The organism is Bacillus cereus group sp. N8, from assembly GCF_016483685.1.
GTDB classification, from domain to species: Bacteria; Bacillota; Bacilli; order Bacillales; family Bacillaceae_G; genus Bacillus_A; species Bacillus_A proteolyticus.
The window spans coordinates 1-19548 of the sequence record NZ_JAEHBK010000049.1; the positions used below are offsets into that span (position 1 = coordinate 1).

The window sequence follows — 19548 nt, forward strand, 5'->3', positions numbered from 1 at the left end:
CTCGGTAGCTCAGTCGGTAGAGCAGAGGACTGAAAATCCTCGTGTCGGCGGTTCGATTCCGTCCCGAGCCACCATTTAAATTTAATACGCCGGCTTAGCTCAATTGGTAGAGCAACTGACTTGTAATCAGTAGGTTGGGGGTTCAAGTCCTCTAGCCGGCACCATGTAAGTTTCGGAGGGGTAGCGAAGTGGCTAAACGCGGCGGACTGTAAATCCGCTCCTTCGGGTTCGGCAGTTCGAATCTGCCCCCCTCCACCATTTACATAGGGGCATAGTTTAAAGGTAGAACTGAGGTCTCCAAAACCTCCAGTGTGGGTTCGATTCCTACTGCCCCTGCCAAATATATACACAACATGGCGGTTGTGGCGAAGTGGTTAACGCACCGGATTGTGGCTCCGGCATTCGTGGGTTCGATTCCCATCAGTCGCCCCATTTTTTCTTTAAATAATTAATATGCGGGTGTGGCGGAATTGGCAGACGCACTAGACTTAGGATCTAGCGCCTTTGGCGTGGGGGTTCGACTCCCTTCACCCGCACTTTTAATAAAATAACTCAAACATGTCTTGCGGAAGTAGTTCAGTGGTAGAATACAACCTTGCCAAGGTTGGGGTCGCGGGTTCGAATCCCGTCTTCCGCTCCATTTTAACTTAATATGGCGGCATAGCCAAGTGGTAAGGCAGAGGTCTGCAAAACCTTTACCACCGGTTCAAATCCGGTTGCCGCCTTTCTTTTATGCCGATGTGGCGGAATTGGCAGACGCGCACGACTCAAAATCGTGTTCCTTCGGGAGTGTCGGTTCGACCCCGACCATCGGTATCGGTTAAAAGACGAGTGATCGTCTTTTTTTATTTGTTTTTATCTTCAATTAAATGTGAATATATAGTAATATCAAGCGTTCCTACTTTGTGGGGACGTTTTTTTGTGTTCAAATTAATGTTAATTTATCACCTAATACGTTAATTCTTATAGGTTAAGGTAATGCCTTCTAATCGCATGTAGTAGGTTTAATTCACTAGAGGAAGAATACGTAGCTTCAATGTGGAATGGTACAACGAGTCAAAGGTTTTATCAGATGTTTAATGAAACAAAACCTCAAATGTTTAATGTGTTTCGGGAATTTGATAAGATTGCAGAAGAACTAATGCACGCTGCTGAAAAATTTCGTAATGTTGATGAACTTTATGATGGTAATTTAGTTGAAGGTAATATCCAAGAGGGTGCGATGTGCGGTAAGCTTCCGCCGAAATCTGACTTCGAGAAAGCTTGGGACGAAGAGAAAAAGGATTTAAGTGACGCATGGACTGGTATTTCTACTGGTGTAGAAGATGCTGTCACAGATGCATGGGAAGGACTTAAAGCATTGGGTGATGCAGAGACGTGGGAAAACATGCGTGATGCAATTGTAAACTACGAAGAAACTCTCCCTGCAATGTGGAACACATTATCCGATTCATATATAAATAATTTTAAAAATGGAGATATGGAAAGTAGAATGCATTATGCTGCCTATGGTGTAGCATCATTATTAACAGGTTTTATTGGTGATAAAGGTCTTAGTAAAGCAGGACAAGCAGGGAAGGTAGCAACAGCCGCAAACCTAGCAAAGGGCGTTTCTAAAATTACTGATTCCGCTGGATATAGAAACGCACTACATATATTAAATAATTTTAAGTTAAACACTGGGAATCGATTTGCCTATGAAGGTGTTGGGGGAAGTTCTGTAAAATATGAACTTGGTGGTGCATACCAAGCAGGAAAAGACTTATTAAATCAATTTGCGGTTTCAAAAGAGGAATATAAAGATTTAAGGAAGAGAACACCTAATGATAGGGTAAGAAAAAATGTAAATACAGATGTACCCAAAGTTGACCCTGTATATGGTTATGAAGTTGAAAAACTGGAAGCTGACCATGTTGTTTCAATGAAAGAAATAACAGAAATGGAAGGTTTTGATACGTTGCCGAGAGAATAGCAAATAGAAGTGCTTAATATGGATGAAAACTTTGTAGGGCTTGGGAAACCAACAAATGCTTCTAAGGGTGCAAAAGATTGGAGTACATGGCCAGGACATCCTAGATACGGGGAGGTTCCCGAAAATATAAGAATGGAAATGTTAGAACATGAAGTAGCGGCTAGAGAAGCTTTGAAAAAATCAATAAAAGAGAGGTTGCAGTCAATTGAAAACAATAGTTAAAAATATAGGTGGTAAAAATATAATAGCTACAGCAGAAGAACATTTAAGCCCTCAAATAGAAAAGTTATTATATTTGCTAACTAAAGTAGAAGATAACAAATTAGTTGATGGATTTTCTATACAAGTTGGCTGGTCTATTTTTATTCTATCCAAATGTGAAGATGGGTATCACATTATTGTCCCAGATTATACAAAAAATCCTTTTAAGGATACTACAGAAGATTTAACAATTGCTTTATGGGTGCAATTAGAACAAGTACATTGTTTACGTCAGTTGAATATTGATGGTGAAATGATAAAGTTTAGCGATAAAATAGTGACTGCAAAAAACGTGTTACAACTAGATGAGGTTTATTTACAAAGGGCTAGTGATTGTGAAAAAGGTGATTCTGGTTGGTATATCGGTCCTGTTGATGAAACAGAAGAAACAGAAGATGAATTAGAAGCATTTTACGCATATCAGCTATTAAAAATTAGACCTTCAATTATTCAAGTTTTAGCCTTGCCTTATGAATATCTGGTAGTTTTTGAGAAAGATAAAATCAAAGCAATTTTAGATGATAACGATGTCGATGTTTGGAATGGAGTTACAAACTGAGATTAGTTAAATTTAAAAATAATTGATAGGAGTTAACAGCATGGACGCAAAGGTTTCAGAAATTCTAAGAATGTTAAACAATTATGAGGGAAATGAAAAAGAAATTTTTGAACAGATTCAAGCTGAAGCAATGGTGAAATTTATATGTGGAAAAATCTGATTTTAGAAATTGAAAAGATAGAGAAAAGCTTTAACGATAAACTAAATACACCTGCAACAGATACTGAAGTTCATAGATTAAGAAAACACGTAAAAGAGAAATTTAATGTTGACTTACCGAGTGAATTTGAGGAGTTTATTAAAAACGTAAATGGTTTAGATTTTAATGGGCTGGTGATTTATGGAGTTGACCCTTCCTTACTAGACACAGAAAGGGACGAACTAATTAGTGGACTTATAGACACGAATGAGATTTGGTATGAAAATGAATTTCAAAAAGAGTATCTTTTCTTTGGGGATTCAAATATTGCGTGGTTTTGCAAAAACTTATCAGACGGTACTTATCTAGAACTTGATAAACCATCTGGCACAGTGATGAAAACATATAATGATTTCAATACAGTGCTTGAGGAAGCGTTAAAAATAACCCTTCTGTAATAGGGGTATTAAGAAGAACAAAAAATCTATTTGAAAGAACAGTTTATTTACCTGATACGACTCAAGAGCGAAGAGTATTTCTTTTTACCGAGTGAAACTTTGGAAGAAGGAACAGCTCTGTTATATAAACAACAGTTAAAAGCTATTAAGGAATTAGAGCAAACTGCGAAACAATAAAGGGATAAAAATGAACATTCATTTTTATCCCTTTATATAATTTCATTACTTTATAGAGTATCTCCCCACCCGGGTGACATGAAGTTAAATCCGACACCACCAGTAGATATTAGCACATTATCAGCTGTTAATTTCGTAATTTCTAAAAACTTTTTTTCAAACTTTTCTCTGTTGTACTTGTACATAGTTGAGTGGCACGACCACATGTGCGTTGAAGTACTCAACCAGTCCCCTAATTCCTTTAATTCAGGAAACGACTCAAATTGAATTGGTTCATCTAATTTCATGAATCTCACTTGATAGATAGTTGGGTTTAACTGCTCTCCTATTCCTTTAAGACCATGTGCTTTTTTCTCATTTGAATGTGCCATAATTTTCCCTCCATTTCCTCTTCAAATTTTTTCCTATTTTAATTATACAGCAATAGAAAGAAAATATGGGGATATTATGGAAAACGGTATCAGCGATATAAAAAGACTCTAACAGAAATGTTAGAGCCTTTTTTGTTAAATTATACTATGTGCTTCTAAAATTCGTAATAAACGTAGGAATTCATGTATAATATAACTTGTCGAAAGAACAAAATGATAGTGATTTATATTATGTCTGTAATATGAATCAAAAATGAACTTTTTATATTTCTTTTAAAAATGTGTTGAATACACATTATATTTTATATTAATATTTTTATGTAGATTTAAAACGGGAAAGAGAGTGGAAAGTATGGGCCGTAAATGGAACAATATTAAAGATAAAAAAGCATCAAAAGATGCAAATACAAGCCGTATATACGCAAAATTTGGACGTGAAATTTATGTGGCAGCAAAACAAGGCGAGCCAGATCCTGAATCAAACCAAACGTTAAGAGTTGTATTAGAGCGCGCGAAAACATACAATGTACCAAGAACAATTATTGATCGTGCAATTGAAAAAGCAAAAGGCGGTTCAGAAGAAAATTATGACGAGCTTCGTTACGAAGGCTTTGGACCAAATGGATCTATGGTAATTGTAGATACACTGACAAATAACGTAAACCGTACTGCAGCAGATGTACGAGCTGCATTTAGCAAAAACAGTGGTAACATGGGCGTAAATGGTTCTGTAGCTTACATGTTTGATGCGACAGCTGTTATCGGTCTTGAAGGTAAAACATCAGATGAAGTTCTTGAAATTTTAATGGAAGCAGATGTAGATGCACGTGACATTCTAGAAGAAGAAGATTCTGTTATCGTTTATGCTGAACCTGATCAATTCCACTCAGTACAATCTGCACTTAAAGATGCTGGTGTTGAAGAATTTACAGTTGCAGAATTAACAATGCTTGCACAAAATGATGTAGAACTTCCTGAAGATGCTCAAGCACAATTTGAAAAAATGGTTGATGCATTAGAAGATTTAGAAGATGTACAACAAGTTTATCACAACGTAGACTTAGGAGAATAATAAGACAGAAGATCCTTTCGTTTAACGAATAGGGTCTTTTTTTGTGAAGTTAATTAAGATGCTGAATTATTAAAGGTGTTTTGTTGTAGGGAGGGAATATGGTTATAGATTGTACATGAAATAATTGTATTTCTAGGAGGCATTTTTATGGCGCATAAAACACCAAAACATATTGTTGCCGTATCAGGTTATTTAACAAATGAAAAGAATGAAGTACTTTTAGCAAAAGTGCACTGGCGAGCTGATACGTGGGAAATGCCTGGAGGACAGGTAGAAGAAGGAGAAGCCCTCGATCAAGCTGTTTGTAGAGAAATAATGGAGGAAACGGGCTTAACGGTGAAGCCAATTGGAATTACAGGAGTGTATTATAACGCTTCTATGCATATTTTAGCTGTTGTCTTTAAAGTAGCATATGTTAGTGGCGAAATAAAAATTCAACCTGAAGAAATAAAAGAAGCCAAATTTGTTGCTTTAAACGAAGAGAACATTGATGAGTATATAACGCGTCCACATATGAAATCAAGGACACTTGATGCGATGAAAGCGACGCAGTTCATTCCATACGAAACATGGGAAGTTCAGCCATATAATCTTATAGGAAGGCTGTAACGTTTAGGTTAGTTATTTGAGGACACCTCAAATTGCTAACCTTTTCTTTATGTATACTGTTTCAGAAAAAGGTCACAATAATAAAGTGTAGTCTATTAATGAGTGGGAGAAGTTCTACTGTCAGCCAATAGCGAGACAGTATGAAAGCTAGTATTGATTTAAAGAACGTTTGTTCTGTATAATGGTGATATATCGTATATACTTAGATTGCTAGATGTTTAAAAGTATAAATTTATAAATGATATAGTAAAAGAATAAAGTTAAATTAAGCTTTTTTTATGAAGATAGTTATAGCACTCTTAATTCTTTTTCTGTTACTAATTATTAAGGGGAGTCCTACTGTCTGCCTATAAATAATGTATATTCAACATTTCATATGAATAGTAGATAAAAAAGGACTGTGATACAATACATTTTTACACCTTACAATGTTGTAAGGTACGTGTAAGAGAAATCGATGGGATATTCTTTTACAACAATGTATTCTTGAGTTAAGAGTTATATATGCTGTGTGGAAAAGAGGTGTTCGAGATGAAAGAACGAGTATTATCTAGAGTGAACTATCATCAAAAAGTTGCATTAAATCCATTAACTAAATTTTTTTATAAAGCCATTATATTATTATTATTGTTAAGTTTTGCATTATTATTCGTTGGAAATGTAATGATTGAGCGAAGTGATATTAGTAAATTACATGTACCTGCTAATTTAGAGGTGCCAGAATCATTAACACACGCATTTATTGCGACGGAAGATAAAAGATTTTATCATCATAACGGTTTAGACTATATAGCGATTATCAGGGCGTCTATTGAGAATATAAAAGCTGGTGGTGTTGTGCAAGGAGGAAGCACGATTACACAGCAGTTATCTAAAAATGCTTTCTTATCTAATGAACGTACATTTTCTCGTAAGTGGAAAGAAATTTTTTATACGAAAAAGATTGAACGTACATTCACAAAGGATGAGATATTAAAATTGTATGTAAGTAATATTTACTACGGAGAAGGCGCATGGGGAATTGAAAAAGCAGCAAACCTTTACTTCGGTAAAAAAGTGGATCAATTAACACTGGCTGAAAGTGCAATGATGGCTGCTGTAGTAAAAGCACCGGCTTATTACTCACCTGCACAAAATTATGATAAAGCAGTTGAGAGACGGAATGTAGTTTTAAGGTTAATGGAGAAAGAAGGGTATATAAATCATGATGAATATGTGCAAGCAGTTAGTGAGAAACTAGTAATTCGTCATGATATAAAAACAGAGCAATCCATGTTAAAAAATGCCCGTGAAAAAGCAGTAAGTTAAAAGAAGTTCCTACGTAGGAGCTTCTTTTTTTTGAATAATTTGTGACAAAAGACGACACAATATTGTCACAAATGTTGTGTTTTTGTAATTTATGTGAGCGTGTTCATTGCGTGACGTATATAAGTGTTGATATTATGTGTATTGTGTACAATGCTGTATACAGAATATGAATTTAAAGAGGAATGTATATGAAATCAAATAAACTCATGGCTCTTGGTGTAGTTTTTTCTATCGCAGTATTGATTGTAATCGGAACAATTGCGTATAGCATCATAAATGACAAAAAAGATAAAGGGAATGAGATGTTTGCTTATTCTACGCAACAATCTTTAGGTAAAGATGATGCTCCGGTTAAGGTAGTTGAATTTGGAGACTTCAAATGCCCAGCATGTCGTACTTGGGATGTAACGGTATTACCACGATTAAAAGAAGAATATATTGATAAAGGTAAAGTGCAGTTATATTTCATTAACTTCCCATTTATCGGAAAAGACTCTGATTTAGGCGCAGCAGCTGGTGAGGCGATTTATAAACAAGATCAAGATTCATTCTGGATTTTCTATGATGAGATTTATCAAAATCAAAAGAAAGATACGGAAGAATGGATTACAGAAGAATTACTTCTTAATATTGTGAAAGAAAAGCTTCCGAAAATTAATGTAGAACAGTTTAAAAAAGATTTACACAGTAAAGAAATGAAAGATAAAGTACGTAAAGATTCAGATCGTGCTCAAAAATTAAAAGTTCAAGGTGCTCCTTCAGTATATATAAATGGAAATCTTGCAAATCCTGATTTCGATAGTATGAAGAAGGCAATTGATAAAGAATTGAAAAAGTGATGAGTTATCTCATCACTTTTTCGACTTTTTTCGATAAAATTCTTGCTTCGTATTTTCTTACATGCTATACTACTTTACATAAGTTATTTTAATATCTTATATTTATTTCATATTTGCGGGTGTAGTTTAGTGGTAAAACAAGAGCCTTCCAAGCTCTGGTCGAGAGTTCGATTCTCTTCACCCGCTCCAAATTTTATTTAATGTTTTTCTAATAAATTGTGATCAACGCAGTGTTTCGTTTCTAAGATAAACGAGGCATTGCGTTTTTTAATGTTTGAAAAATATAATTACATGCGAAAATAGAAGTAAATAATAGTATTCCAAAATTGAATTACTAACCAATAGAGTCGTTACATAAGGGATGGATTCATCTGAGGAGGCGATTAAGAATGGATTTTGAACAATTAAAGCAAGATGTAATTGCATATAGTAAAACAATTGGCATAGATAAAATAGGCTTTGCAAGTGCTTCTCCTTTTGAGGAATTAAAGCAGCGCTTAATCCAGCAGCAACAATTAAATTATCAATCTGGATTCGAAGAGCCTGATATAGAGAAGAGAACGAATCCACAGCTTTTACTACCTGGTGCAAAATCAATCATTGCGATTGCTTTAGCGTACCCTTCAAAATTAAAAAATGCACCATTAAGTAAGCGTGGAGAGCGCCGCGGGATTTTTTGTCGTGCTTCGTGGGGACAAGATTATCATCTCGTTTTACGAGATCGTTTGCAAAAGTTAGAGGCTTATTTAATCGAGAAACTTCCGGATATAGAAGTGAAATCAATGGTCGATACAGGTGAACTAAGTGATCGAGCTGTATCAGAACGTGCCGGTATTGGATGGAGTGGCAAGAACTGCGCTATTATTACGCCGGAATTTGGTTCGTATGTATACTTAGGAGAAATGATTACGAACGTCCCATTCCCTCCGGATCAGCCAATAGAAGATCAATGTGGAAGTTGTACGAAATGTATTGATATTTGTCCTACAGGTGCTTTAGTACAGGGGGGACAGTTAGACTCGAAGAAATGTATCGCATTTTTAACACAGACAAAAGGGTTTCTGCCTGAAGAATATCGCGATAAAATAGGAAACCGTATATATGGATGTGATACTTGTCAGACTGTTTGTCCAAAAAATAAAGGAATGGATTTCCACAACCATCCTGAGATGGAGCCTGATCCTGAGTTAGTTAAACCGTTATTAACACCCCTTTTAACAATTAGTAATCGTGATTTTAAAGAGAAGTATGGAATTATGTCTGGTTCATGGAGAGGTAAAAAACCATTGCAACGAAATGCTATTTTAGCACTTGCGCATTTTAAAGAAGCATCAGCAATTCCTGATTTGATTGGTGTTATGAAAGATGACCCAAGACCCGTACTTCGCGGAACAGCAGCATGGGCACTTGGGAAAATTGGCGGAGATGGAGTAGGCGAAGCAATTGAAAAAGCGATGGAACGTGAGAAAGATGAAGAGGTTCTTCATGAAATGAATCGTGGACTTGAATTGTTAGCACAGAAAAAAGAGTAGATAATATCTCCCTTTTTCATATTGTAATATGGGAGGGAGACGAAATGGTTGTAAAAGCGAATATTGAAAAGCAAGTACAACAGTTTTTAGCATATATCACAGAGAAACGAACTGACGTGGATGGTATTGCTGAAGATTTATTACGAATGGTACAGAGAAAGAAACAATTGTTTCAAAAACGTAGTGCAGATATAGTGAAAGCAACTGCCGATATTTCTTTCATTAGACAATTAAATAGTAGTGAGCATCAAGAAATTGATTATCAAGTACACTTTAAATATTTAATTAAGCATAAAGAATTATTTTATATCGAAGAGGAACAATTAAAACGACGAGTTTGTCTGAAAAACAGTCGTGTAATAGATGATTATGCTCTTGAGGTGTCAGAAGAAATAGAGATAGGTGAAAAGTTAGAACGAGAAGTCACGAAAGAAAAATACGGTTCATATCAATATAATCGTTTAGAGGCAGTGAAATATGCAGAGCGTTGGTGGGATGATCGCAATCCCGCATACCGTAATTTCCCTGATAATTGTACAAATTTCATTTCACAATGTCTGCACACTGGAGAAGTGCCAATGAACGGACATCCTAACATTCGTAAAGGGTGGTGGCAAAGGGGAAACCAATGGAGTTGGAGTTGGGCTGTAGCACACTCTTTTTATTGGTATTTGTCAGGTGCTACAACAGGGCTTCGGGCAGAAGCGGTAGAAAAGCCAGAAGACCTAATTCTTGGCGATGTAATTGCGTATGATTTTGAGGATGATGGTAGGTGGAATCATACGACAATTGTAGTAGCAAAAGACGCAGATGGTATGCCGCTTGTAAATGCACATTCAGCGAATAGCCGTCAGCGTTATTGGAATTATGAAGACTCTAGTAAATATACACCGCAAATGAAATATAAATTCTTTCATATTATTAATGGGTAGAGATTTTTCGTTCAAGTGGTATAATACGTAGTAGACAAAAAATAGAGGTGAATATCGCGTGGGAGTACATGTTGTTTTATATCAACCAGAAATTCCAGCAAATACAGGAAATATTGCACGTACTTGTGCAGCAACTGGAACAGAATTACATTTGATTAGACCGCTTGGATTTTCAACGGATGACAAAATGTTAAAGCGTGCAGGATTAGATTATTGGCAGCACGTAAAAGTTACGTATTATGATTCAATCGAAGAATTTTATGAAAAAAATAAAGATGGTGAATTCTTCTATTTAACAAAGTATGGCGAGAAAGCTCATACAGCATTTGATTATAGCAAACGTGAGAAGGATTACTATTTCGTGTTTGGAAGAGAAACAAATGGATTACCAGCTAATGTAATTGAAGAAAACTTCGATCATTGTTTACGTATTCCAATGACGGATAAAGTACGTTCATTAAATTTATCTAATACAGCAGCAATTTTAATTTATGAAGCGTTCCGTCAACAAAATTATCCAGGATTAGATTTAGAAATCGTTTATTAAAAGTCGCCATTTGGCGACTTTTTTATTTTTTTTAGAAAATATGTAACCATACATTTTAAAAAAGCTACATATTCATATAGAATGAGGTATATGAATAAAAATAGATAAGACGGGTTGAGATAAATATGAAGGAACAATATCATAATCAAAATACCTTTTTAAGTATGATAGATATGGATTTAGTAAGACAGGGACTACTACATGCTATTCAAGATTTAGTGTTTATTGTGAAAGTTATTGATGATGAAACTTTTAAATATATTTATGTGAATAAAATAGGAATGGATTATGCCAGGCTAGGAAAAGAATGTTATGGAAAAACTTTTGCAGAAGTATTACCAGAAGATACGGCAAGGATATTACAAGGACAATATGCAAAAGTAATGAGAGAAGCGAAAGCAAATACATTTTGTGATGTAATTAGTTTGCCAACTGGTAATATACATTATGAATCTTTACTTAATCCAGTATGTGATGTAAATGGAATATGTCAGTTTATTATTTGTATTACTAGGGATATTACAGCACAGGTTAAGGAAAAAGTGGAAATAGAAGAAAAACAAATGTTATTTAAGTCATTACTAGAATATAATAATGACTCCATTGTATCTGTAAATTCTATTGGGAGAATTACATATGCAAATCCAGCAACATATGAAATATTTGGATATCGATATGAAGAACTAAGTAATCAATTTGTTTTTCAGTTTATAAATAAGGAATATGAACAAGCTTTTCAAACCATATTTAAGGGGGCTTTACAGGGAAGAGCAAAACAAATTGTTGCAAAGAAGTATATTCATAAAGAAGGATATGAACTTTATATTTCCGTTAGGACAATCCCTATTATTGTGAATAGTGAAATCGTCGGGGTGTACATAATCACGAGGGATGTTACAAGGCAAGTATTAAATGAGATGAAAACAGAATATTTGGCTTACTTTGATCAGTTAACGGGGTTAAAGAATAGAATATCATGTACAAATAAACTAAATGAATTTTTAGCTGAGAATAAAAAATTTGCATTGCTTTTTATAGATTTGGATGAATTTCACCTTATTAATGATACATTTGGTCATAAAGAAGGAGATCAAGTCTTAAAAAAAGTTACTGAATGCTTACGAGACGTAAAAATAGAAGATATGCATTTATTTAGAGAACATGATGATCAATTTGTTATGTTAATAGAAAATATAACGAGAGAATGCGTAGAGGAAGTTGCACAAACAATACTAAAAAAAATTAGTGGGCATTTTGTACTAGAAGAAGAGGATGTTTATTTGAGTGCATCGATTGGGATTGTAATGGCCCCAGAAGATGGAATGGATGAAAAAATACTTTTCCAAAGGGTCGACGCAGCTTTGGAAAAAGCCAAGGAAAAAGGAAAAGGGTATTATCATTTCTATTGTAGTGGATTAGATTGTGAACGTGAACAAAGGTTTATAATAGAAAATCAGTTACATCGTGCTATAGAAAAAGATGAATTTTTCCTATATTATCAACCTCAAATTAATATTGAAACGGGAAAGATAGCCAGTATGGAAGCCTTAATAAGGTGGGAGAATAAGGAGCTAGGATTGGTCTCGCCAAATCAATTTATCCCACTTGCTGAAAGAACAGGATTTATTATTAAACTTGATGAATGGGTAGTACATCAAGTGTGTAAACAAATACATGAATGGTTAAATAAAGGATATGAGGTTGTACCAATTGCAGTTAATATTTCAGCTAGACATTTTCGTTCTATTACATTAATAGAGATGATTACACGCGCTTTAAATAAGTACAATGTACCGCCTCATTTATTAGCAATAGAAGTTACAGAAGGAGCCCTTATACATAAAGATTTATCGAAAAGAGTGTTATTACAGTTAAAAGAACAAAACTTAAAGATTCATTTAGATGATTTTGGAACGGGATATTCATCTTTAAGTTATTTGAAAACATATCCAATTGATACGTTAAAAATTGATCGTTCTTTTATGGAAGGTATATACAGAGATGAAAGAGATACGAATATTACGGCTGCAATTATTCATTTAGCACATACTCTAGGATTAAATGTAATTGCAGAAGGAGTAGAGAAAGCGGAACAAATACAATTTTTAAAGGAAAAGAATGTGAAACTCGTACAAGGTTATTTTTATAATCGTCCTTTATCGATATACGATGTGGAAAATATTTATTTTAAATAGTTTATAAAAACAAGAAAAAAAGTGATGTGCTAAATAGCACATCACTTTTTATGTGTACCTGGTTTATCGTTGTAACCAGATGTGAAAATAGCTGTAAGAAATGTGAGTGATACACCTAAAATTAATAATAATTTCATACTAATTTCCTCCTTACTTTTTCGGTTTACGAATCCTATTTGTGAATCGAAATGTATGTAAGGTTCCTAGAAGAAAAGAATTTATTTACAATGAATAGTAGCGTGAAAACGTTAATACCCTTATTATACAGAATTTTCTTTGAATTTTGGGGAGAATTTTATAGAGCTATTATATATTTCGTTTTGATTTAAAGAATGTTTAAGGACATCCTAGCATACCTTTTATAATAATCCGATTGAACAAGGAGATGGGGGAGGAGCTATAATGGATATTCTAAAAAAGATTGAACAGCATCGAGCAGCAGAAGAACGTTTACAATGGGAAGGTACGTTTGCGGAGTATTTGGAGCTTGTGAAAGAAAGACCATGGGTGGCTCAAACAGCACACTCTCGCATTTACAATATGATAAAAGATGCCGGAATTGAAGAAGTTGATGGTAGAAGAAAATATAATTTCTTTAGTAATCAGCTGTTTGGATTAGAGGATGCACTAGAGCGTCTTGTCGAAGAATATTTTCATCCATCTGCAAAACGATTAGATGTTAGAAAACGTATTTTATTATTAATGGGTCCTGTTAGTGGTGGTAAATCAACTTTAGTTACGATGTTGAAACGAGGATTAGAAACATATTCACGTACAGATCGTGGAGCTATTTTTGCGATTAAAGGCTGCCCAATGCATGAAGATCCATTGCATTTAATTCCGCACCATTTACGTGATGACTTCTTTGATGAGTATGGAGTAAGAATTGAAGGGAATTTATCACCATTAAATGTGATGCGTTTAGAGCAAGAATATGGATCAAGAATTGAGGATGTAGTTGTAGAGCGTATTTTCTTCTCTGAAGATCGCCGTACAGGGATTGGTACATTTAGTCCGTCTGATCCAAAATCACAAGACATTGCCGATTTAACAGGTAGTCTGGACTTTTCTACGATTGCAGAATATGGTTCAGAATCAGATCCTCGTGCATATCGATTTGATGGAGAATTGAATAAGGCGAACCGAGGCATGATGGAATTCCAAGAGATGTTAAAATGCGATGAGAAATTTTTATGGCATTTACTATCGCTTACGCAAGAAGGGAATTTCAAAGCGGGAAGATTTGCGCTTATTTCAGCAGATGAATTAATTGTAGCGCATACGAATGAAACAGAGTATCGTTCCTTCATAGCAAATAAGAAAAATGAAGCATTGCACTCAAGAATTATTGTAATGCCAGTTCCGTATAACTTACGAGTTAGTGAAGAAGAACATATTTATGAAAAAATGATTCGTGAAAGTGACGTGTCCAATGTTCATATTGCACCGCATACACTTCGAGTTGCAGCAATGTTTACCATTTTAACTCGTTTAAAAGATCCGAAGCGTCCGGATATTGATTTAATTAAAAAGATGCGTTTATATGATGGAGAAACGGTAGAAGGTTATAATGCAATTGATGTAGAAGAATTGCAACGCGAATATCAAGATGAAGGTATGAAAGGTATTGATCCTCGTTATGTTATTAACCGAATTTCTTCTACAATTATTCGAAAAGAGGTACCATCTATTAATGCACTAGATGTACTTAGATCGCTAAAAGATGGGTTGGATCAGCATCCATCAATTAGTAATGAAGATCGAGAGCGTTATATGAATTTCATCTCATTAGCGAGAAAAGAATACGATGAAATTGCTAAGAAAGAAGTACAAAAAGCGTTTGTTTATTCATACGAAGAATCAGCTAAGACACTTATGGATAATTATTTAGATAACGTTGAGGCGTACTGCAATAAGTCGAAATTACGTGACCCATTAACAGGTGAAGAAATGAGCCCAGATGAAAAGCTTATGCGTTCGATTGAAGAGCAAATTGGGATTTCAGAAAATGCTAAGAAAGCATTCCGTGAAGAAATTTTAATTCGAATTTCTGCTTATGCCCGTAAAGGAAAGCGCTTTGATTATAATTCACATGAACGCCTTCGTGAAGCGATTCAGAAAAAACTATTTGCTGATTTAAAAGATATAGTGAAAATTACAACATCAACGAAAACGCCAGACGAAAATCAGCTTAAGAAAATCAATGATGTTGTTGCACGCTTAATTGATGAGCATGGATATAATTCTTCATCTGCGAATGAATTGTTACGTTATGTAGGTAGTTTGTTAAATCGATAGTTTGATAACAAAACGCTGTCTCTTGTTTTTTGCGGGACAGCGTTTTATTATCCGCTCATATGTGTATAACGTGTCATACCTTGTCCAAATATAATAAATTAAGATGCAATTTCATGAATTTATTGTCAATTATTTTTACAATATGCATATGATAGAGTAACCAACCATTCATACGAAAAAAGCCAACACAATACAATATGTTGCAAAGTGAAAATGTGTGCAACAATGCATTGTGTTTCTTTCTTATCGACGGTTAAATGTTACTTCTATTACGTGAGTGGAAAAATTTTGTTTAGGATGCTCGGAGTATTGTATGAAAAACGTTATATATGTTTATGGGATGATTTTCGATGGACAGTTATTTTTCAAGTATTCTAGCTTGCACATTACAGAACAAAATTTCTAGCTTGCTGTTCATAGAGGAAGACAATTACAGTAAGGAGGGAAAGAAATGGGCGAAGAAAATCAACCAAATTATACGATTTCACAGGAAAACTGGTCCCTCCATCGCAAAGGATATGACGACCAACAACGCCATCAAGAAAAAGTGCAAGAGGCCATTAAAAATAATTTACCAGACCTTGTAACAGAAGAAAGTATAGTTATGTCTAATGGCAAGGATGTTGTAAAAATACCGATTCGTTCTTTAGATGAATATAAGATTAGATACAATTATGATAAAAATAAACATGTTGGGCAAGGAAACGGTGATAGTAAAGTTGGTGATGTCGTTGCGAGAGACGGATCAGGTGGTCAAAAACAAAAAGGACCAGGAAAAGGGCAAGGTGCAGGAGATTCAGCTGGGGAAGATTATTATGAAGCAGAAGTCTCAATTTTAGAATTAGAGCAAGCGTTTTTCAAAGAATTAGAGCTGCCTAATTTAAAGAGAAAAGAAATGGATGAAAACCGGATTGAGCATATTGAATTTAATGACATTAGAAAAACAGGATTATGGGGAAACATTGATAAGAAGCGAACGATGATATCTGCATATAAACGAAATGCAATGGGTGGTAAAGCATCCTTCCACCCGATTCACCAAGAAGATTTAAAGTTCCGTACTTGGAATGAAGTGTTAAAGCCAGATTCGAAAGCGGTTGTATTAGCGATGATGGATACGAGTGGATCGATGGGAATATGGGAGAAGTATATGGCACGTAGCTTCTTTTTTTGGATGACAAGATTTTTGCGCACAAAATATGAAACGGTAGATATTGAGTTTATTGCCCATCATACAGAGGCAAAAGTAGTTACAGAAGAAGAGTTCTTCTCAAAAGGAGAAAGTGGCGGAACGATCTGTTCTTCCGTATACAAAAAAGCACTTGAGGTAATCGATAATAAATATTCACCAGACCGCTATAATATTTATCCGTTCCATTTTTCAGACGGTGATAATTTAACTTCGGATAATGCTAGATGCGTAAAGCTTGTGGAAGAGTTAATGAAGAAGTGTAATATGTTTGGATATGGGGAAGTGAATCAGTACAACCGCCATAGTACGCTAATGTCCGCCTATAAAAATATTAAAGATGAGAATTTCAGATATTATATTTTAAAGCAAAAAGCAGACGTATTCCATGCGATGAAAAGCTTCTTTAAAGAAGAATCAGGTGAAAAAATGGCATAATCCCTTTTAAAGGGATTATTTTTTTGTAAACTTTTTATTTTTTTAAATTGACACCGATAATGATAATCATTATCATTTATTCAAGAAATGATTATATTTAGATTTATAGATTTCGGAGGAGATGTAAAGTTGAAAAAAACTAAAAGAAAACATATAAATGCAATGCTAGTGGCGGCAGCCTTAGCGCTACCGTTTGCTGTGTATTCGACACCTGCTTTAGCGGCAGTAGCAATTGAGGCTAATAAAACGGGATATGCTTTAGAGAATGGTACATATGATGCTGTTATTAAAGCGTATAAAGATAAAACAAATGAAGAGTCCATGGCAGCTGTTTATATAAAGGATCCGAAATTAACAATCGAGAATGGAAAGAAAATTGTAACGGCAACGTTAAGTGATAGTGATTTCTTTCAATACTTGAAAACAGAGGATATTCATACTCCTGGTGTGTTTCATGATGTGAAGGTTATATCAGAGGATAAAAAGAAAAATGGGACGAAGGTTATTCAATTCGAAGTTGGAGAATTAGGAAAAAGGTATAATATGCAAATGCATATTTATATTCCGACAATGGCCTATGATAATAAGTATCAAGTGCAATTTGAAGTAAATGCATTGAATTTAGAAAACAATGTTCCAGAAGAACAAAAGGAAAATAAAGAGGATAAAGTGGATCAACAAGATGAAAGTGCAAATGTAATAGTAGATAAGCAATTACAAATGCATATTAATAAATATAACTTGAATAGAGAGAATCTAAATACGCCAATAACTAAGGAAGATTTATTAAAAATTAAATCTTTAATAGTCGTTGAGGCAAAAAGTAAAGGAGTAAAAGACGTAAGCGGTCTAGAATATATGACGAACTTAGAAAACTTAATGTTGGAAGAAGTTAAGGTAGAAAATATACAGTTTATCTCGAAAATGAGACAATTAAAATCATTAAGTATAACTTATGGTGAACTCGAAGATATTGGACCTTTGGCTGAGTTAGAGCATGTTGAGATTTTAAGTTTGAGAAACAATAAAATTTCAGATTTAAGCCCATTGAGTCACATGAAGAAGATTAATATGTTAGATTTAAACAGCAATTATATAAAAGATATTAAACCATTATTTACAGTAACATCTTTAAGGACTTTGACTGTAGCAAATAATCAAATTAGTAATGCTAATCTTGCTGGGATTGAGCAATTGAAAAATGTGAGAAATTTATCTTTAAGTAACAATGGACTTACTAATATTGAGCATATGACCTCGATGAAAAAGTTAGTGGAGTTAGACCTTTCTAAAAATGAATTAAAAAACATCGAACCTTTATTAAGATTATCTACTGTACAATCACTTAATTTAGAGGAAAACTATATTTCAGATATAACGCCACTTAGTCAATTAACAGGTTTATATGATTTAAAGCTAGGTTCGAATGAAATTCGTGATGTTAGACCTGTTCAAGAGTTAGGAAAAAGAATGGATATCGATATTCAAAGACAAAAAATCTTTTTAGATGAAGCAAGTGTAGATGAGGAAATAAAAATTCCAATATACAATCTTAAAGGAGAACCACTTCAAAATATTAATTTAAAAAATGAGGATGCTATTCTGAATAACGGATTTATAAAATGGAATAGTCCTGGAGAAAAAATATATGAATTTAAACTAGATACGAATACTGCTGAAAGTAAAATAAGATTTAATGGGACGGTTATACAGAATATAGTTGAAAAACAAAAAGAAAGTGAAAATTTAATTCTTGATAAAACTTTACAGCAACATATTAATAAAGAGCATTTTGGTAGAGAGAATCTCAATGCCCCTATAACAAAAGAGGATTTATTACAGATTAAAGAATTAGAGATACTTAAAGAAAAAGGAAAAGAAATAAAAGATGTGACAGGTTTAGAGTACATGACGAACTTAGAAAACCTCACTTTAGAAGGAGTAGGCTTGAAAAATATTGAGTTCATCTCGAACTTGAAACAATTGAACGATGTAAATGTATCTCATAATCAAATTGAAGATATAACACCGTTATCTGTATTGAAAAATTTACAATGGTTAGATCTTACAGGTAATCGTATTAAAGATGTAACGGTTCTTGGCTCAATGTTAGACTTACTTAGTTTAAAATTAGCTGAAAATGAGATTCGTGATGTAAGGCCATTAATACAATTAGGTCAGTGGGGGACAATTGATGTTAGAAGGCAAAAGGTTATTTTGGATGATGCAGAAATAAATAAAGAAGTGACAATTTCTGTATATGATTTAGAGGGAGAGCCAATTGAAAAGATTACACTAAAGAGTGAAGGTGGAACGCTTACCGATGAGGGAATCATTTGGAGTACTTTAGGAGAAAAAATATATGAATTTGATTTAGATGCAGATCATTATGAGACTGGCATATTATATAGTGGCATTGTAATTCAGAATATAGTAGAAAAATTAATACCGAAAGAAGAAGTAAAAGAACCGGTAAAAGAAGTTGAAGAAACAAAAGAAGAAGTAAAAGAACCGGTAAAAGAAGTTGAAGAAACAAAAGAAGAAGTAAAAGAGCCAATAAAAGAAGTTGAAGAAGCAAAAGAAGAAGTGAAAGAACCGGTAAAAGAAGTTGAAGAAACAAAAGAAGAAGTGAAAGAACCGGTAAAAGAAGTT

The 19548-nt window shown here is 34.2% G+C and carries 16 protein-coding genes, 9 tRNA genes and 1 pseudogene; 25 read left to right on the forward strand and 1 reads right to left on the reverse strand.

Annotation, left to right across the window (positions count from 1 at the left end):
- Positions 1-88 precede the first annotated feature (88 nt).
- The 13 genes and pseudogenes from JDS80_RS28160 to JDS80_RS28220 all read left to right on the forward strand — a co-directional run bounded on the left by JDS80_RS28160 (position 89) and on the right by JDS80_RS28220 (position 3566).
- A tRNA-Thr gene (locus tag JDS80_RS28160) sits at positions 89-164 on the forward strand.
- Between the two features lie 10 nt (positions 165-174).
- Positions 175-258: transfer RNA gene (locus JDS80_RS28165), tRNA-Tyr, on the forward strand.
- Between the two features lie 7 nt (positions 259-265).
- Positions 266-339, forward strand: a tRNA-Trp gene (locus tag JDS80_RS28170).
- 17 nt (positions 340-356) lie between these two features.
- Positions 357-432: transfer RNA gene (locus JDS80_RS28175), tRNA-His, on the forward strand.
- Positions 433-455: 23 nt separating this feature from the next.
- Positions 456-536: transfer RNA gene (locus JDS80_RS28180), tRNA-Leu, on the forward strand.
- A gap of 29 nt (positions 537-565) precedes the next feature.
- Positions 566-640, forward strand: a tRNA-Gly gene (locus JDS80_RS28185).
- A 14-nt stretch (positions 641-654) separates the two neighbouring features.
- A tRNA-Cys gene (locus JDS80_RS28190) sits at positions 655-725 on the forward strand.
- A 9-nt stretch (positions 726-734) separates the two neighbouring features.
- Positions 735-816, forward strand: a tRNA-Leu gene (locus JDS80_RS28195).
- Between the two features lie 199 nt (positions 817-1015).
- A pseudogene (locus JDS80_RS28200) lies at positions 1016-1711 on the forward strand (WXG100 family type VII secretion target); the annotation flags it as partial.
- Between the two features lie 279 nt (positions 1712-1990).
- Positions 1991-2194 (forward strand): hypothetical protein, encoded by a 204-nt coding sequence (locus tag JDS80_RS28205; protein ID WP_242477447.1) that lies wholly within the window; start codon positions 1991-1993, stop codon positions 2192-2194.
- Positions 2178-2792 carry an immunity protein Imm33 domain-containing protein gene (locus JDS80_RS28210; RefSeq protein ID WP_199640553.1) on the forward strand — a complete coding sequence of 205 codons (615 nt, stop codon included), beginning with the start codon at positions 2178-2180 and terminating at the stop codon, positions 2790-2792. Before JDS80_RS28205 ends, JDS80_RS28210 begins: the two co-directional genes overlap by 17 nt.
- Before the next feature lie 144 nt (positions 2793-2936).
- The gene (locus JDS80_RS28215; RefSeq protein WP_199640554.1) at positions 2937-3389 is read left to right on the forward strand and encodes a YrhA family protein; all 453 of its coding nucleotides are present in this window, start codon (positions 2937-2939) and stop codon (positions 3387-3389) included.
- Positions 3390-3419: 30 nt separating this feature from the next.
- Positions 3420-3566 (forward strand): hypothetical protein, encoded by a 147-nt coding sequence (locus JDS80_RS28220; RefSeq protein ID WP_199640561.1) that lies wholly within the window; start codon positions 3420-3422, stop codon positions 3564-3566.
- A gap of 50 nt (positions 3567-3616) precedes the next feature.
- On the opposite strand, the gene JDS80_RS28225 is transcribed toward JDS80_RS28220, so the two are convergent.
- Positions 3617-3937, reverse strand: coding sequence for a DUF3884 family protein (locus tag JDS80_RS28225; protein WP_199640555.1), 321 nt, complete (start codon positions 3935-3937; stop codon positions 3617-3619).
- Between the two features lie 352 nt (positions 3938-4289).
- Here JDS80_RS28225 and JDS80_RS28230 point away from each other — a divergent pair, with 352 nt between their 5' ends.
- The 12 genes from JDS80_RS28230 to JDS80_RS28285 form a co-directional block, all read left to right on the forward strand.
- Positions 4290-5009, forward strand: a complete 720-nt coding sequence (locus JDS80_RS28230) for a YebC/PmpR family DNA-binding transcriptional regulator (RefSeq protein ID WP_071743856.1) — start codon at positions 4290-4292, stop codon at positions 5007-5009.
- A gap of 147 nt (positions 5010-5156) precedes the next feature.
- A complete protein-coding gene (locus tag JDS80_RS28235; RefSeq protein WP_071772132.1) occupies positions 5157-5618 on the forward strand; it encodes an NUDIX hydrolase in 462 nt (153 codons plus the stop codon).
- A 531-nt stretch (positions 5619-6149) separates the two neighbouring features.
- On the forward strand, positions 6150-6926 hold the full coding sequence (locus tag JDS80_RS28240) for a transglycosylase domain-containing protein (RefSeq protein WP_071743854.1): 777 nt from the start codon (positions 6150-6152) through the stop codon (positions 6924-6926).
- Positions 6927-7114: 188 nt separating this feature from the next.
- Complete coding sequence (locus JDS80_RS28245; RefSeq protein ID WP_199640556.1) at positions 7115-7765, forward strand: DsbA family protein; 651 nt, start codon at positions 7115-7117, stop codon at positions 7763-7765.
- 115 nt (positions 7766-7880) lie between these two features.
- Positions 7881-7954: transfer RNA gene (locus tag JDS80_RS28250), tRNA-Gly, on the forward strand.
- Between the two features lie 200 nt (positions 7955-8154).
- A complete protein-coding gene (gene queG, locus JDS80_RS28255) occupies positions 8155-9297 on the forward strand; it encodes a tRNA epoxyqueuosine(34) reductase QueG (protein WP_199640557.1) in 1143 nt (380 codons plus the stop codon).
- A 44-nt stretch (positions 9298-9341) separates the two neighbouring features.
- Positions 9342-10229, forward strand: a complete 888-nt coding sequence (locus JDS80_RS28260) for an amidase domain-containing protein (RefSeq protein ID WP_199640558.1) — start codon at positions 9342-9344, stop codon at positions 10227-10229.
- A 58-nt stretch (positions 10230-10287) separates the two neighbouring features.
- Entirely contained in the window at positions 10288-10776 is a 489-nt protein-coding gene (trmL, locus tag JDS80_RS28265; RefSeq protein ID WP_000538149.1) for a tRNA (uridine(34)/cytosine(34)/5-carboxymethylaminomethyluridine(34)-2'-O)-methyltransferase TrmL, read from the forward strand.
- A 125-nt stretch (positions 10777-10901) separates the two neighbouring features.
- On the forward strand, positions 10902-12971 hold the full coding sequence (locus tag JDS80_RS28270; protein WP_199640559.1) for a sensor domain-containing protein: 2070 nt from the start codon (positions 10902-10904) through the stop codon (positions 12969-12971).
- Between the two features lie 402 nt (positions 12972-13373).
- Positions 13374-15269 (forward strand): PrkA family serine protein kinase, encoded by a 1896-nt coding sequence (locus JDS80_RS28275; RefSeq protein ID WP_000353273.1) that lies wholly within the window; start codon positions 13374-13376, stop codon positions 15267-15269.
- A 451-nt stretch (positions 15270-15720) separates the two neighbouring features.
- A complete protein-coding gene (gene yhbH, locus JDS80_RS28280; RefSeq protein WP_071743849.1) occupies positions 15721-16896 on the forward strand; it encodes a sporulation protein YhbH in 1176 nt (391 codons plus the stop codon).
- Between the two features lie 129 nt (positions 16897-17025).
- Positions 17026-19548: NEAT domain-containing protein (locus tag JDS80_RS28285; protein WP_199640560.1), on the forward strand; the 2523-nt coding region annotated here is incomplete at its 3' end.

What these genes read in the sequence shown, in the direction of transcription:
- JDS80_RS28205 (WP_242477447.1), top strand. Translation starts at nt 1,991, where the DNA reads ATGGATGAAAACTTTGTAGGGCTTGGGAAACCAACAAATGCTTCTAAG.
- JDS80_RS28215 (WP_199640554.1), top strand. Translation starts at nt 2,937, where the DNA reads ATGTGGAAAAATCTGATTTTAGAAATTGAAAAGATAGAGAAAAGCTTT.
- JDS80_RS28225 (WP_199640555.1), bottom strand. Translation starts at nt 3,937, where the DNA reads ATGGCACATTCAAATGAGAAAAAAGCACATGGTCTTAAAGGAATAGGA.
- JDS80_RS28230 (WP_071743856.1), top strand. Translation starts at nt 4,290, where the DNA reads ATGGGCCGTAAATGGAACAATATTAAAGATAAAAAAGCATCAAAAGAT.
- JDS80_RS28235 (WP_071772132.1), top strand. Translation starts at nt 5,157, where the DNA reads ATGGCGCATAAAACACCAAAACATATTGTTGCCGTATCAGGTTATTTA.
- JDS80_RS28240 (WP_071743854.1), top strand. Translation starts at nt 6,150, where the DNA reads ATGAAAGAACGAGTATTATCTAGAGTGAACTATCATCAAAAAGTTGCA.
- JDS80_RS28245 (WP_199640556.1), top strand. Translation starts at nt 7,115, where the DNA reads ATGAAATCAAATAAACTCATGGCTCTTGGTGTAGTTTTTTCTATCGCA.
- queG (WP_199640557.1), top strand. Translation starts at nt 8,155, where the DNA reads ATGGATTTTGAACAATTAAAGCAAGATGTAATTGCATATAGTAAAACA.
- JDS80_RS28260 (WP_199640558.1), top strand. Translation starts at nt 9,342, where the DNA reads ATGGTTGTAAAAGCGAATATTGAAAAGCAAGTACAACAGTTTTTAGCA.
- JDS80_RS28270 (WP_199640559.1), top strand. Translation starts at nt 10,902, where the DNA reads ATGAAGGAACAATATCATAATCAAAATACCTTTTTAAGTATGATAGAT.
- JDS80_RS28275 (WP_000353273.1), top strand. Translation starts at nt 13,374, where the DNA reads ATGGATATTCTAAAAAAGATTGAACAGCATCGAGCAGCAGAAGAACGT.
- yhbH (WP_071743849.1), top strand. Translation starts at nt 15,721, where the DNA reads ATGGGCGAAGAAAATCAACCAAATTATACGATTTCACAGGAAAACTGG.